This window comes from Pseudomonas sp. MMS21 TM103, assembly GCF_022132145.1.
GTDB lineage: Bacteria > Pseudomonadota > Gammaproteobacteria > Pseudomonadales > Pseudomonadaceae > Aquipseudomonas.
The window spans coordinates 560,100-572,853 of sequence record NZ_JAJISP010000001.1; the positions used below are offsets into that span (position 1 = coordinate 560,100).

At 65.0% G+C, this 12,754-nt stretch carries 15 protein-coding genes; 12 read left to right on the forward strand and 3 right to left on the reverse strand.

From position 1 onward, the window contains the following. Positions 1 to 27: 27 nt before the first annotated feature. The 10 genes from urtB (at position 28) to ureC (ending at position 8,903) form a co-directional block, all read left to right on the forward strand. Complete coding sequence (gene urtB / locus LJY18_RS02585; protein WP_238040177.1) at positions 28 to 1,599, forward strand: urea ABC transporter permease subunit UrtB; 1,572 nt, start codon at positions 28 to 30, stop codon at positions 1,597 to 1,599. Continuing rightward, entirely contained in the window at positions 1,599 to 2,699 is a 1,101-nt protein-coding gene (urtC, locus tag LJY18_RS02590; protein ID WP_269137659.1) for an urea ABC transporter permease subunit UrtC, read from the forward strand. The genes urtB and urtC overlap by 1 nt, the downstream gene beginning before the upstream one ends. Then, the gene (gene urtD / locus LJY18_RS02595; protein WP_238040179.1) at positions 2,699 to 3,550 is read left to right on the forward strand and encodes an urea ABC transporter ATP-binding protein UrtD; all 852 of its coding nucleotides are present in this window, start codon (positions 2,699 to 2,701) and stop codon (positions 3,548 to 3,550) included. The genes urtC and urtD overlap by 1 nt, the downstream gene beginning before the upstream one ends. Positions 3,551 to 3,669: 119 nt before the next feature. After that, positions 3,670 to 4,368, forward strand: a complete 699-nt coding sequence (urtE, locus tag LJY18_RS02600) for an urea ABC transporter ATP-binding subunit UrtE (RefSeq protein ID WP_238041099.1) — start codon at positions 3,670 to 3,672, stop codon at positions 4,366 to 4,368. Between the two features lie 199 nt (positions 4,369 to 4,567). Further along, the gene (locus LJY18_RS02605; RefSeq protein ID WP_238040180.1) at positions 4,568 to 5,401 is read left to right on the forward strand and encodes an urease accessory protein UreD; all 834 of its coding nucleotides are present in this window, start codon (positions 4,568 to 4,570) and stop codon (positions 5,399 to 5,401) included. Next, the gene (locus tag LJY18_RS02610) at positions 5,401 to 5,703 is read left to right on the forward strand and encodes an urease subunit gamma (protein WP_238040182.1); all 303 of its coding nucleotides are present in this window, start codon (positions 5,401 to 5,403) and stop codon (positions 5,701 to 5,703) included. Before LJY18_RS02605 ends, LJY18_RS02610 begins: the two co-directional genes overlap by 1 nt. Before the next feature lie 2 nt (positions 5,704 to 5,705). Further along, a complete protein-coding gene (locus LJY18_RS02615; protein WP_442964467.1) occupies positions 5,706 to 6,233 on the forward strand; it encodes a GNAT family N-acetyltransferase in 528 nt (175 codons plus the stop codon). A 6-nt stretch (positions 6,234 to 6,239) separates the two neighbouring features. Continuing rightward, a complete protein-coding gene (locus LJY18_RS02620) occupies positions 6,240 to 6,776 on the forward strand; it encodes a GNAT family N-acetyltransferase (RefSeq protein WP_238040184.1) in 537 nt (178 codons plus the stop codon). Continuing rightward, on the forward strand, positions 6,773 to 7,078 hold the full coding sequence (locus tag LJY18_RS02625; protein ID WP_238040186.1) for an urease subunit beta: 306 nt from the start codon (positions 6,773 to 6,775) through the stop codon (positions 7,076 to 7,078). Before LJY18_RS02620 ends, LJY18_RS02625 begins: the two co-directional genes overlap by 4 nt. A gap of 124 nt (positions 7,079 to 7,202) precedes the next feature. Continuing rightward, on the forward strand, positions 7,203 to 8,903 hold the full coding sequence (gene ureC / locus LJY18_RS02630) for an urease subunit alpha (RefSeq protein ID WP_238040187.1): 1,701 nt from the start codon (positions 7,203 to 7,205) through the stop codon (positions 8,901 to 8,903). A gap of 2 nt (positions 8,904 to 8,905) precedes the next feature. Here the strand turns inward: ureC and LJY18_RS02635 are convergent, their stop codons facing one another. Next, complete coding sequence (locus tag LJY18_RS02635; RefSeq protein ID WP_238040190.1) at positions 8,906 to 9,745, reverse strand: substrate-binding periplasmic protein; 840 nt, start codon at positions 9,743 to 9,745, stop codon at positions 8,906 to 8,908. Positions 9,746 to 10,096: 351 nt separating this feature from the next. Between LJY18_RS02635 and LJY18_RS02640 the strand changes: the two genes are divergently transcribed. Continuing rightward, entirely contained in the window at positions 10,097 to 10,828 is a 732-nt protein-coding gene (locus tag LJY18_RS02640; RefSeq protein WP_238040192.1) for a substrate-binding periplasmic protein, read from the forward strand. A gap of 75 nt (positions 10,829 to 10,903) precedes the next feature. On the opposite strand, the gene LJY18_RS02645 is transcribed toward LJY18_RS02640, so the two are convergent. Together LJY18_RS02645 and LJY18_RS02650 are read right to left on the reverse strand one after the other, a co-directional pair. Beyond that, a complete protein-coding gene (locus tag LJY18_RS02645; protein WP_238040194.1) occupies positions 10,904 to 11,644 on the reverse strand; it encodes a hypothetical protein in 741 nt (246 codons plus the stop codon). 154 nt (positions 11,645 to 11,798) lie between these two features. Then, positions 11,799 to 12,065, reverse strand: coding sequence for a DksA/TraR family C4-type zinc finger protein (locus LJY18_RS02650; RefSeq protein WP_238040196.1), 267 nt, complete (start codon positions 12,063 to 12,065; stop codon positions 11,799 to 11,801). A 128-nt stretch (positions 12,066 to 12,193) separates the two neighbouring features. Here LJY18_RS02650 and LJY18_RS02655 point away from each other — a divergent pair, with 128 nt between their 5' ends. Next, positions 12,194 to 12,682: a GFA family protein gene (locus tag LJY18_RS02655; RefSeq protein ID WP_238040197.1), complete on the forward strand. Its 489-nt coding sequence runs from the start codon at positions 12,194 to 12,196 to the stop codon at positions 12,680 to 12,682. The last annotated feature ends 72 nt before the right edge of the window (positions 12,683 to 12,754 follow it).

Sequence of the window (12,754 nt, forward strand, 5' to 3'; positions counted from 1 at the left end):
TGCGCTGTAGCCCCAAGGTTTCTTGCCATGCCCACTGCCTTGTACCGTGTGTTCCTATTCATGACCTTGCTGCTGCCACTCACCGGCCATGCCGGCGACGCCAGCGACTTCGTCGCGGCCAGCCCATCCAAGCAGGCAAAACTGCTGGCAACCTGGTCGGCCGCCCCCGACGCCACGCGCCTGCCGCTGCTCGAAGCCCTGCAACAAGGGCGCCTGGCCGCCGACAGCAGGAAAAATCCGTTCATCGAAGTGAATGGCGTGTATCAGTCCGCCGAGGGTGAGCTTGCGCCCGCGGAAACGCCGCGCAAAATGCGCCTGAACAACCGCCTGCGCGGCCTCATCGGCACTGCGATGGCCAGCCATCAACTGCTCGCCGAAGATCCGGCGCTGCGCCTGGCCGCCGCCAGGGAACTGCAGAAGCGCGCCAAGCCGGCGCAACTCGCCCTACTCAACGCCCGTACTGCCAGCGAAACCGACGATGGCGTGCGCGACGCCCTGAGCCTGGCCCTGGCCAACCTGCAACTGGTCGACCGCGACCCGGCAACCCGCCTGGCGGCCGTGCGCCTGCTTGGCGAAACCGGTGACCCGCTGGCGCGTACCCGCCTGGAAACCCTGCTCGATCCCGCAGTGGAGGACGATGCCGGCGTGCGCACCGCCGCGCAGACCAGCCTGGCCCAGGTCAAGCGCAAGCTGCTGATCGGCGAGCTACTCGGCCAGGCCTTCAGCGGCCTGTCGCTCGGTTCGATCCTGCTGCTCGCGGCCCTCGGCCTGGCCATCACCTTCGGCCTGCTCGGGGTGATCAACATGGCCCATGGCGAGATGCTGATGCTCGGCGCCTATGCCACTTACATGGTGCAGGTGCTGTTCCAGCGTTACGCCCCCGAGGCCATCGCCCTGTACCCATTGGCGGCACTGCCGGTGGCCTTCTTCGTCACTGCCGCCATCGGCATGGCCCTGGAGCGCACGGTGATTCGCCACCTCTACGGCCGGCCGCTGGAAACCCTGCTGGCGACCTGGGGCATCAGCCTGATCCTGATCCAGCTGGTGCGGGTGGTCTTTGGCGCGCAGAACGTCGAAGTGGCCAACCCCTACTGGCTGTCCGGCGGCATCCAGGTGCTGCCGAACCTGGTGCTGCCCTACAACCGCATCGTCATCATCGGCTTCGCCCTGTGCGTCGTGGTGCTGACCTGGCTGCTGCTGAACAAGACCCGCCTGGGCCTCAACGTCCGCGCAGTGACCCAGAACCGCAACATGGCCGCCTGCTGCGGCGTGCCCACAGGGCGCGTGGACATGCTCGCCTTCGGCCTCGGCTCGGGCATCGCCGGCCTCGGCGGCGTGGCCCTGAGCCAGATCGGCAACGTCGGGCCGGACCTGGGCCAGAGCTACATCATCGACTCCTTCCTGGTGGTGGTGCTCGGCGGCGTCGGCCAGTTGGCCGGCAGCGTGATGGCGGCCTTTGGCCTGGGCATCGCCAACAAGATTCTCGAACCGCAGATCGGCGCCGTGCTGGGCAAGATCCTCATCCTCGGCCTGATCATTCTGTTTATCCAGAAACGCCCGCAAGGACTGTTCGCTCTAAAAGGACGGGTGATCGACTGATGACTATGCCAATTCAGCCAATTAACCAAACGCTGCTGGCCCGCGCCAGCGCCAGGTGTGGGCCACAACTGTCGCTCGCCATCGGCCTGCTGGTACTGGCCGCGCTGATCGCCCTGCCGTTGCTGCACCTGCTGCCGGCGGATAACGCCCTGCACGTCTCGGCCTATACCTTGACCCTGGTCGGCAAGATCCTCTGCTACTGCATCGTCGCTTTGGCGCTCGATCTGGTCTGGGGTTATGCCGGCCTGCTGTCGCTCGGCCACGGCCTGTTCTTCGCGCTTGGCGGTTACGCCATGGGCATGTACCTGTCGCGCGAGGCCGCAGGCGATGGCCTGCCGGCGTTCATGAGCTTTCTCGCCTGGACCGAGCTGCCCTGGTACTGGTACGGCACCTCGAGTTTCCTCTGGGCGCTGTGCCTGGTGGTTCTGGCCCCCGGCTTGCTGGCCCTGGTGTTCGGCTTCTTCGCCTTCCGCTCGCGAATCAAGGGCGTGTACTTCTCGATCATGACCCAGGCCCTGACTTTCGCCGGCATGCTGCTGTTCTTTCGCAACGAGACTGGCTTCGGCGGCAACAACGGCTTTACCAACTTCCGCACCATCCTCGGTTTCGATATCACCTCGACCCACACCCGCGCGGTGCTGTTTCTCGCCACCGTGGCCCTGCTGGTGGCCAGCCTCTATCTCGGTTGGCGCCTGGCGCGCAGCAAGTTCGGCCGGGTGCTGACCGCACTGCGCGATGCCGAGAACCGTCTGATGTTCTGCGGCTACGACCCGCGCGGCTACAAGCTGTTCATCTGGGTGCTCAGTGCGGTCCTCTGCGGCCTGGCCGGCGCGCTCTATGTGCCGCAGGTGGGCATCATCAACCCCAGCGAAATGTCGCCGACCAACTCCATCGAGGCCGCCGTCTGGGTCGCCCTGGGTGGACGCGGCAGCCTGATCGGCCCGCTGCTCGGCGCCGGCCTGGTCAACGGCATGAAGAGCTGGTTCACCGTGGCCTTCCCGGAATACTGGCTGTTCGCCTTGGGTTTCCTGTTTATCGTCGTGACGCTGTTTCTGCCGAAAGGCGTGATCGGTTTGTTACGTAAAAAAGGAGAGCAATGATGCGCGCCACTCCGGTCCCCGAATTTATGCTCGAACCCGCCTTCGACCCCGCCGGCAGCGGCCGCGACGCCATCGGCGCCAGCACGACCGCCAGCCAGGGCCTGAACATTCGCCACGGCACCATCCTGACCCTGGAAGATATCAACGTCAGCTTCGATGGCTTCAAGGCCCTGAGCAACCTGAGCCTGTATATCGGCGTCGGCGAATTGCGCTGCATCATCGGCCCCAACGGCGCCGGCAAGACCACCATGATGGACGTGATCACCGGCAAGACCCGCCCCGACAACGGCGTCGCCTACTTCGGCGAAACCCTCGACCTGACCCGGATGAGCGAAGTCGAGATTGCCCAGGCCGGCATCGGCCGCAAGTTCCAGAAGCCCACGGTGTTCGAGGCGCTCAGCGTGTTCGAAAACCTCGAACTGGCGCAGAAGACCAGCAAGACGGTATGGGCCAGCCTGCGCGCCAAGCTGAGCGGCGAACAGCGCGATCGTATCGACGAGGTGCTCGCCACCATCAACCTGGACGGCTCACGGCAGCGTCCCGCCGGCTTGTTGTCGCACGGCCAGAAGCAGTTTCTGGAGATCGGCATGCTGCTGGTGCAGGACCCGCAACTGTTGCTGCTCGACGAGCCGGTGGCGGGCATGACCGACGCCGAGACCGAGTTCACCGCCGAGCTGTTCAAGTCGCTGGCAGGCAAGCACTCGCTGATGGTGGTCGAGCACGACATGGGCTTCGTCGGCTCGATCGCCGATCACGTCACCGTGCTGCACCAGGGCAGCGTGCTGGCCGCGGGCTCGCTGGAACAGGTGCAAGCCGACGAGCGTGTGATCGAAGTCTACCTGGGCCGCTGATTACGCTGATGGTTGCCACGCTCCGGCGTGGCAACCCCTACCTGGACGCAGAGCGCCGCCAGATGCATGCCCACGCCGAGCGTGGGAACGATCAGGGCCCGCCCTACAAGGACAGAACCATGCTGCAAGTTGAACAACTGCATCAGTACTATGGCGGCAGCCATATCCTCCGAGGCCTGTCGTTCGAGGCCAGGGTCGGTGAGGTCACCTGCCTGCTCGGCCGCAATGGCGTGGGCAAGACCACCCTGCTGAAATGCCTGATGGGCCTGCTGCCGACCAAGGACGGCACGGTGCATTGGGAGGACCAGGCGATTACCACGCTCAAGCCACACCAGCGGGTGCAGGCCGGCATCGCTTATGTGCCCCAGGGTCGCGAGATATTCGGCCGCCTGACGGTGGAAGAGAACCTGCTGATGGGGCTTTCCCGTTTCGGCGCCAAGCAAGCCAAGGTCGTCCCACCCTTCATCTACGAGCTGTTCCCGGTACTCAAGGAAATGCAGCAGCGCCGCGGCGGCGACCTCTCCGGCGGCCAGCAGCAACAGCTGGCGATCGGCCGCGCCCTGGCCAGCCAGCCGCGCCTGCTGATCCTCGACGAACCCACCGAAGGCATCCAGCCCTCGGTGATCAAGGAGATCGGCGTGGTGATCAAGAAGCTCGCCGAACGCGGCGACATGGCGATCCTGTTGGTCGAGCAGTTCTACGACTTCGCTGCCGAACTGGCCGACCAGTACCTGGTGATGAGCCGTGGCGAGATCGTCCAGCAAGGCCGTGGCGAGGCCATGGCGGCCGACGGCGTGCGTGGCCTGGTGGCGATCTGAGGCCGGCCAGCCTGCACCATTGGCAGGCAACCTGGACCTGACGCACGCCGCCACGCACCAGGACGGAGCACGACGCCCCAGGCGTGGGTCGGGCCGATCATGGGGCAAGCGGCCAGAGGGCCGGCCAATCCGCACTGTCCTGGCGCAGGAGGCACGGCAATTGCTCTGCCTTAACCATGACGCTGATTCCGGTAAGTCCATGAACGCACCCGCCGCCCTGTTCACCCCCAGCTGGCACGCCGAGCTGCAACTCGGCTATGCCCGCGACGGCGCCAGCACCCGCCCGGTGCTGCGCCGCCATCGGGGGCCGCTGCGGGTGCAGAAACACCTGTATGCCGAGGGTCCGCAGGTCTGCCAGCACATCATCGTCCATCCGCCCGGTGGCATCGCCGGCGGCGACCGCCTGGATATCAGCGCAACGGTCGGCGCGGGCGCCTGGGCGCAGCTGACCAGTCCCGGTGCGGCCAAGTGGTACCGCGCCGCCGGCCCGGCCTACCAGACCCTCAAGCTGCGCGTCGAGGCCGGGGCCACCCTGGAATGGCTGCCCCAGGAAACCATCGTTTACTCGGCGGCCCAGGCCGAACTGCAGACCGATATCGAACTGTTTGGCGATGCCAAGCTGCTGTACTGGGACCTGGTCGCCCTCGGCCGCCCGGCCAGCGGCGAACGCTTCGACGCCGGTCACTTCCAGGCCCGCCTGGACATCCGCCGCGACGGCCAGCTGCTCTGGCACGAGCGCCAGCGCATCGATGGCGACGACGGCCTGCTCGACTCGCCGATCGGCCTGGCTGGCCAGCCGGTATTCGCCACCCTGCTGATCAGCGGCGAAATCGACAGCGAACTGCTCGAACAGTGCCGGAACCTGGTCACGCCCGTGCGTGGCGACCTCAGCCAATTACCCGGCCTGCTGGTGGCCCGTTGCCTGGCCGGCGAGGCCCTGCAGGCCCGCGCCTGGCTGATCGAACTCTGGCACCTGCTGCGGCCCGCCCTGCTTGGGCGCAGCGCCGTCCCCCCGCGAATCTGGAGCACCTGATGGACCTGACCCCAAGAGAGAAAGACAAGCTGCTGATCTTCACCGCCGGCCTGGTGGCCGAGCGGCGCCTGGCCCGTGGCCTCCGGCTCAACTACCCGGAAGCCATGGCGCTGATCTCCGCCGCCCTGCTCGAAGGCGCCCGCGACGGCCAGACGGTGGCCGAGCTGATGCACCTCGGCACCACCCTGCTCAGTCGCGACCAGGTGATGGAGGGCGTGCCGGAGATGATCCCGGAGATCCAGGTCGAAGCCACCTTCCCCGACGGCACCAAGCTGGTCACCGTCCACCAGCCGATCGCCTGAACATGACTATTCAAGACGCCAAGGCCGCCGATCTGCCCGCCATTTTGGCTATCTACAACGACGCGGTGCAGAACAGCACGGCGATCTGGAACGACGACCCGGTCGACCTGGCCAACCGCCAGACCTGGTTCGCCGCCCGCACCCAGCAGGGCTATCCGGTCCTGGTGGCCACGGACGACGACGGCGAGGTGCTCGGCTACGCCTCCTTCGGCGACTGGCGGCCGTTCGACGGCTTCCGCCACAGCGTCGAGCACTCGGTCTATGTGCGCGCCGACCAGCGCGGCCAGGGCCTCGGCCCGGCGCTGCTGGGCGCGCTGATCGAACGCGCCCGGGCCTGCGCCAAGCACGTGATGGTCGCCGCCATCGAGAGCGGCAATGCCGCCTCGATCCGCCTGCACCAGCGCCAGGGCTTCGTCACCTGCGGGCAGATGCCCCAGGTCGGCTGCAAGTTCGGCCGCTGGCTCGACCTGACCCTGATGCAATTGACCCTCAACCCCGGCGCGGAGCCGCCGACTGCCGATACGGAGTGACCCAGGATGAACACTGCCCAGCTGCGTCGCGTCACCGCTGAAAGCTTCGCCCATTACCGCCCCGGCCTGATCGAGCTGTTGCTCGAAGCCGTCGGCCAGGGCTGGTCGTTAGGATTCAAGGCCGACCTAGATGCCGCGCAGGCGCGCGACTATTTCGACAAGGTACTCGGCGATATCCAGCAGGGCAGCCTGTTGCTCTGGGTCGTGGTCAGGGACGAACAAGTGCAGGCCAGCGTGCAACTCGAGCTGTGCCAGCAAGCCGACGGCTGCCACCGGGCGCAGGTGCAGAAGATGCTGGTACAACGACATGCGCAACGCCACGGTCTCGGTCAGCAGCTGATGACGGCCCTGGAGCAGGGGGCGCGGTACCACCGGCGCGGCCTGCTGACCCTCGACGTCCAGGTCGGCGCTCCGGCGGAAGCCTTCTACCGCGCGCTCGGCTACACCCGGGTGGGCGAGATCCCGGACTACACCTGCGGCCCCAACGGCGACTATCACTCGACCGCCCTCTACTTCAAGACCCTGCACGGAGCGAGCGCATGATTCCCGGCGAGTACCAGATCCAGGACGGCGAGATCGAACTCAACGCCGGCCGCCGCACCCTGAGCCTGAGCGTAGCCAACAGCGGCGACCGGCCGATCCAGGTCGGCTCGCACTACCACTTCTTTGAGACCAATGACGCCCTGAGCTTCGATCGCGCCGCCACGCGCGGCATGCGCCTGAACATCGCCGCCGGCACCGCGGTGCGCTTCGAGCCGGGGCAGAGCCGCGAGGTGGAGCTGGTCGAGCTGGCGGGTCATCGCCGTGTCTTCGGCTTTGCCGGGCGGGTGATGGGCGACCTGTAACACCGATGGTTCCCGTGCTCCGCGTGGGAACCCATGACTAGACGTTCTGCGTCCCTGTGACGCAGAACGTCGTCAGCCGCATTCCCACGCAGAGCATGGGAACGATCAAATTCGAGGAGTGCCGATGAAGATTTCCCGTCAAGCCTATGCCGACATGTTCGGCCCCACCGTCGGCGACAGGGTGCGCCTGGCCGACACCGAGCTGTGGATCGAGGTGGAGAAGGACTTCACCCACTACGGCGAGGAGGTGAAGTTCGGCGGCGGCAAGGTGATCCGCGACGGCATGGGCCAGGGCCAGCTGTGCGCTAAAGATGTGGTCGACACCCTGATCACCAACGCGCTGATCCTCGACCACTGGGGCGTGGTCAAGGCCGACGTCGGCCTCAAGGACGGACGCATCGCCGCAATCGGCAAGGCCGGCAACCCGGATATCCAGCCGGACGTGACCATCGCCATCGGCGCCGGCACCGAGGTGATCGCCGGCGAGGGCATGATCCTCACCGCTGGCGGCATCGACTCGCACATCCACTTCATCTGTCCGCAGCAGATCGAAGAGGCGCTGATGAGCGGGGTGACCAGCATGATCGGCGGCGGCACCGGGCCGGCCACCGGCACCAACGCCACCACCTGCACCCCCGGCCCCTGGCACATGATGCGCATGCTCCAGGCCGCCGACGCCTTTCCGATGAACCTGGGCTTCACCGGCAAGGGCAACGCCTCCTTGCCCGAACCGCTGATCGAGCAGGTCAAGGCCGGCGCCATCGGCCTCAAGCTGCACGAGGACTGGGGCACCACCCCGGCGGCCATCGACAACTGCCTGAACGTGGCCGACCAGTACGACGTGCAGGTGGCGATCCACACCGACACCTTGAACGAGTCCGGCTTCGTCGAAACGACGCTGGGCGCATTCAAGGGCCGCACCATCCACACCTACCACACCGAGGGCGCCGGCGGCGGCCACGCGCCGGACATCATCAAGGCCTGCGGTTTGCCCAACGTGCTGCCCAGCTCGACCAACCCGACCCGGCCGTTCACCAAGAACACCATCGACGAACACCTGGACATGCTCATGGTCTGCCACCACCTCGACCCGAGCATCGCCGAGGACGTGGCCTTTGCCGAGAGCCGCATCCGCCGCGAGACCATCGCCGCCGAAGACATCCTGCATGACCTCGGGGCTTTTTCCATGATCAGCTCCGACAGCCAGGCCATGGGCCGGGTCGGCGAGGTGATCCTGCGCACCTGGCAGACCGCGGACAAGATGAAGAAGCAGCGCGGCCCACTGCCACAAGACGGTGAAGGCAACGACAACTTCCGCGCCAAGCGTTACATCGCCAAGTACACCATCAACCCGGCCATTACCCACGGCATCAGCCATGAGGTGGGTTCGATCGAGGTGGGTAAATGGGCCGACCTGGTGCTCTGGCGCCCGGCGTTCTTCGGCGTCAAGCCGAGCCTGATCCTCAAGGGCGGGGCCATCGCGGCGAGCCTGATGGGCGACGCTAACGCCTCGATCCCGACCCCGCAGCCGGTGCACTACCGACCGATGTTCGCCAGCTTCGGCGGCAGCCTGCATGCCAGCAGCCTGACCTTCATCAGCCAGGCGGCGCTGGACGCCGGGGTACCGCAACAGCTGGGATTGAAGAAGCGGATCGCCGTGGTCAAGGGCTGCCGCGAAGTACGCAAGAGCGACCTGATCCACAACGATTACTTGCCGAACATCGAGGTCGACCCGCAGAACTATCAGGTCAAGGCCGATGGCCAGTTGCTCTGGTGCGAGCCCGCCGAGGTGCTGCCCATGGCGCAGCGCTATTTCCTGTTCTGAGCCTAGCGCCTGACCTCGATCAAACGGGGCGGCACACTCTGATTGGGAAACCAGCGCTGAAAGGTGCTGGTAAAACTGCCGTCGCGCTTGAGCTCATCCAGAGCGAGTTGCCAGCGCGCCACCACTGCCTGGTCCGTGGTGGGGGAAAATGCCAGGTACGACTCATGCTGGAGGAAGACGAACTGCGGCTCAACCTGATCGGGCGTCATTCCGACCATGGCCAAGAGGCCCGGCAGAGCGATATCGCTGACCGCCAGCGTATCGGCGCGGCCCTTGCTGAACATCTGCATCATCTTCTCGGCCGAAGTCACCGTATAGATATTGCTGAAACCCTGGGTCACCAGGTATTCGTAGCTGTACCACTGGCGCGGCAGGACCAGGCGCCTGGCTTGCGCCGCCTGCAGGTTGTGGATTTGCAGGGCGGAGCCCTTGCGGGTGTAAAAACGGTTAAGTGTCTGGGTCAACGGCCCGACCCACTGAAAGAGCTTTTCCCGCTCGGCGATGCGCGCCGTGGTAAAGACGCCGACATTCTGCTCGCTCATCGCCTTGCTGTAGCCACGGGTCCAGGGCCCCAGCTCAATGCGTACGGTATCTCCGGTACGCACCGCCAGTTGCCGGATGATCTCCGTGGAAAATCCCGTGGGTTCGTATCCCCGACTGAAGTTCAGTGGCGGATTTTCCTCGGTATAAAGCAGCAACTCGGTGGCCTGGGCGAGCGATACGCCACCCAGCCACAGACTGCAGACCAATAAGCTTCGCACCACCGCTCGTGGCCCTGCTGATAGCGCCATGCCCCAGACCCGGGCGCCCTGCGCCGCCGGATCACTTTGTTGTGCAGTCATCGACCGTCCTCTGGAGTAGCGGATGACACTCATTGCGACGAATTATAGAGGAGCCACCGATCATACTTCAGCATTACTTGGCTAGAGCAGGCGCCTGGAGACAGCGCTGAACCCAAGCGGGTCGATACCGCGACTCCGCGTTGCTGACTGGAGCGGCGCCTGGCGGAGTGCGCACGTCGCCCGGAAAGTCCGCCGGGCAAGCCAAAAATGGCAGAACCTCGCCACCGCCCAGGATTGCCCGGCACCAGGCCTGAGGCGATACTGCGCGCAGTACCCGCCAAGCAAGGCGCTCAGTAACTGAGCGGATCGCGCCGGAGAGCGTATGTGCATGACCTGCAATGAGCACCGGACATGAAGGCCCTGCTGCTGATCGGCGCGGCGTGCTGCTTGCCGATCTTGCCTGCCTCGGCGGCCGAGCCCATCACCGTGGCCTGGCGTGACAAGGCGCCCTACCACTACCTGGAAAACGGAATAGAGCGGGGCTTCCTGCTGCTACGCGCCAAACGCATATTTGCCCTGGCCGACGTACCCGCGGTGTTTGTCGAGCGCCCCTCCAAACGCATCTGGCGAGATTTCCAGCGGGGCAAAGCCCGCTACTGCTCGATCGGCTGGTATCGATTGCCGGAGCGCGAGCGAATTGCCCAGTTCAGCCTGCCGTTGCATGTCGACCCGCCGCAGATGCTTCTGGTCAGCCCCCAGGCATTCCCCGCGATCCAGGCCCACGCCAGCTTTGCCGCCCTGATGGCGGATCCGGACATTTCCCTCGGCGTGGTCGACGGGGTGTCCTACGGCCCCATTCTGGACCGGCAGATCACCCGCAGCGCCAATCGGATTGAGCGCGTCACGGTGTCGCCCGCCAGGATGATCGCCATGCTGGCGGCCAATCGCATCGACTACATGCTGGCGGACCAGGCCGACTGGCAATACCTGCGCAGCCAGGATCAGGCGCTGAGTCAGATCGCCGAATATCAATTCAGCGATATGCCGCCAGGGCTGGAACGCTACATAGTCTGCGGCAAGGATGTGCCGCCAGAGGTGATGGATCGGCTCAACCACGCCATTGCGACGCTACCCGAGCAATGATTGCCCCAACGTCGAGGCGGACGCGCTGACTGTTTACGGCCACCTCCGGACAGGCGCCTGGGGTTTACTACGAGCTCATGGCTCAAGCACAAATGTCAGTTCAAGGTCATCATCGACAACCAGCCCCGCGCCAGGGCAATAAATCTTGGTCGAGAGCGATTTCCTATCCAACTCGGTACTCTCTTCAACCTCAACGCAGCCCTCCATAGCTCCTGCTGCCACCTCTAGTGAAAGGTCAGCGGCAATGTGCTCGGCGCGATCCATGGCCACCTCGGGGGCGACTTCCTGAAAATACCGCGAGCCCAACAGGAACGCGCCGCCTGGCATGATGATGCCAGGCAATGCAGCGTCAGTACCGGCCAGCCATTCACCTTCATGGCTGACGATCACTCCAGCCTGGTAGATATCCACTTCTTCGCCGAAGTAGTAGACGTCCTGGCTAGCGGCGCACTCGGCAAAGAAGTTTCGGGAAATTTCCACCAGTTGCCCGTTGGCTGTTTCACGCTCCTCAACGATGCGGGTCGTCACCGTGGTGGCCTCGCCATTGATTGCGAGGGTGACATCGCGCGTGTCGTCAAGCACGCGGATGACCAACTCTTCGACCTCGGTGCACTCACCTTCGGCAACGCACTGGGCGTTGTTGAAGTGAGCCTCTCGGCCGGGCTGCAACGGAAAGTATTGGTTCTCGCCGACGCTGGCGAAATCACATTCGCCGAGTGGAAAGCTGTCGGTATATTCACGCTTGTCCTTGGCGAGCACTGCCGACTGGAGTAACAACAGTGCCAGGGCACCTAGCATAATTGACTGAAGTTTCATGGTGTCTACTCCTTTGTTCAGGAAAGACTTGCACGATCCCCCCGGCCCAGGGACCCGCCCCCATGCAGGCCCATGCTTGAAGACTAGCTCATTGGTATAGCCGTCGCGCCGCAAACGGCTACGGCAGATCCTTGATGGCCTTCAGCCTTGCTCATCAGCGCAACTGACTGTCCTTGCTACCCCGGCGGTTATAGCCGCCGCTGGTTTTCTGCGCCTGATCACGCGCAGTCTGACAGGCGACGCATAGGCGCACACCGGGGATGGCCAGTTGCCGCGCCTCGGGGATGGCAGCGTCACACTCCTCGCAATGGCTAAGGCTGTGACCACGCGGCAGTTGGCTGCGGGCGTGGGCGATAGCATCCTCGATGCTGCTGTCGATCTGTTCCTGCACGGCGCCGTCGCTGGCCCATCCGCCTGCCATGGTTTGACCCTCATCGATTAGTCTTCAAGTGCGCATATGCGCCACCCAAGCACTATTTGCAAGCGCCGGAGCGCACCGCTGGTCGTTCTGCTTTACTGCAAGTCAGTCATGCCAAGGGACACCACGTCATGAGCGACCCCAACCAAAGCCAGGAGGGCGGCTGCAGTTGCCGTCATGTGCGCTACCGCATGAGCGCAACTGCGCTGTTCGTGCATGCCTGCCACTGCAGCTGGTGCCAGCGCGAAAGCGGCAGCGCCTTCGCCCTCAATGCCCTGATCGAAAGCAGCCGGGTGGAGCTGCTCAGCGGTGACGTCATGCTGATCGACACACCGTCTGCCAGCGGCAAGGGCCAGCGCATCGCCCGCTGCCCGCGCTGCCACGTCGCCCTGTGGAGTCACTATGGGGCGGCCGGCGATAGCCTGTGTTTCGTTCGGGTGGGCAGCCTAGACGAACCGGGGCGCTGCCCGCCGGATATCCACATCCACACGGCCGCAAAACTGCCCTGGCTGGTGCTCCCCGCTGACATTCCAGCGGTGCCCGCGTACTACCGCAGCTCGGCCTTCTGGCCCGCTGCGAGCCTTGAGCGAATGGCCCGGCTCAAATCGGCACCGCGCTGAAATTCACCCCGCGCCGCCCATCGACCCCAGATGCCAGGCGACGCCGCCCTCGGCTAGCAGGACGTCATCGCA

Bases quoted from the DNA above. Each gene is read 5' to 3' on its own strand.
- LJY18_RS02640 (WP_238040192.1), top strand. From the start codon at position 10,097: ATGAAGGCCCTGCTGCTGATCGGCGCGGCGTGCTGCTTGCCGATCTTG.
- urtE (WP_238041099.1), top strand. From the start codon at position 3,670: ATGCTGCAAGTTGAACAACTGCATCAGTACTATGGCGGCAGCCATATC.
- urtD (WP_238040179.1), top strand. From the start codon at position 2,699: ATGCGCGCCACTCCGGTCCCCGAATTTATGCTCGAACCCGCCTTCGAC.
- LJY18_RS02605 (WP_238040180.1), top strand. From the start codon at position 4,568: ATGAACGCACCCGCCGCCCTGTTCACCCCCAGCTGGCACGCCGAGCTG.
- LJY18_RS02610 (WP_238040182.1), top strand. From the start codon at position 5,401: ATGGACCTGACCCCAAGAGAGAAAGACAAGCTGCTGATCTTCACCGCC.
- LJY18_RS02615 (WP_442964467.1), top strand. From the start codon at position 5,706: ATGACTATTCAAGACGCCAAGGCCGCCGATCTGCCCGCCATTTTGGCT.
- LJY18_RS02650 (WP_238040196.1), bottom strand. From the start codon at position 12,065: ATGGCAGGCGGATGGGCCAGCGACGGCGCCGTGCAGGAACAGATCGAC.
- LJY18_RS02625 (WP_238040186.1), top strand. From the start codon at position 6,773: ATGATTCCCGGCGAGTACCAGATCCAGGACGGCGAGATCGAACTCAAC.
- LJY18_RS02620 (WP_238040184.1), top strand. From the start codon at position 6,240: ATGAACACTGCCCAGCTGCGTCGCGTCACCGCTGAAAGCTTCGCCCAT.
- urtB (WP_238040177.1), top strand. From the start codon at position 28: ATGCCCACTGCCTTGTACCGTGTGTTCCTATTCATGACCTTGCTGCTG.
- LJY18_RS02635 (WP_238040190.1), bottom strand. From the start codon at position 9,745: ATGACTGCACAACAAAGTGATCCGGCGGCGCAGGGCGCCCGGGTCTGG.
- LJY18_RS02645 (WP_238040194.1), bottom strand. From the start codon at position 11,644: ATGAAACTTCAGTCAATTATGCTAGGTGCCCTGGCACTGTTGTTACTC.
- LJY18_RS02655 (WP_238040197.1), top strand. From the start codon at position 12,194: ATGAGCGACCCCAACCAAAGCCAGGAGGGCGGCTGCAGTTGCCGTCAT.
- ureC (WP_238040187.1), top strand. From the start codon at position 7,203: ATGAAGATTTCCCGTCAAGCCTATGCCGACATGTTCGGCCCCACCGTC.
- urtC (WP_269137659.1), top strand. From the start codon at position 1,599: ATGACTATGCCAATTCAGCCAATTAACCAAACGCTGCTGGCCCGCGCC.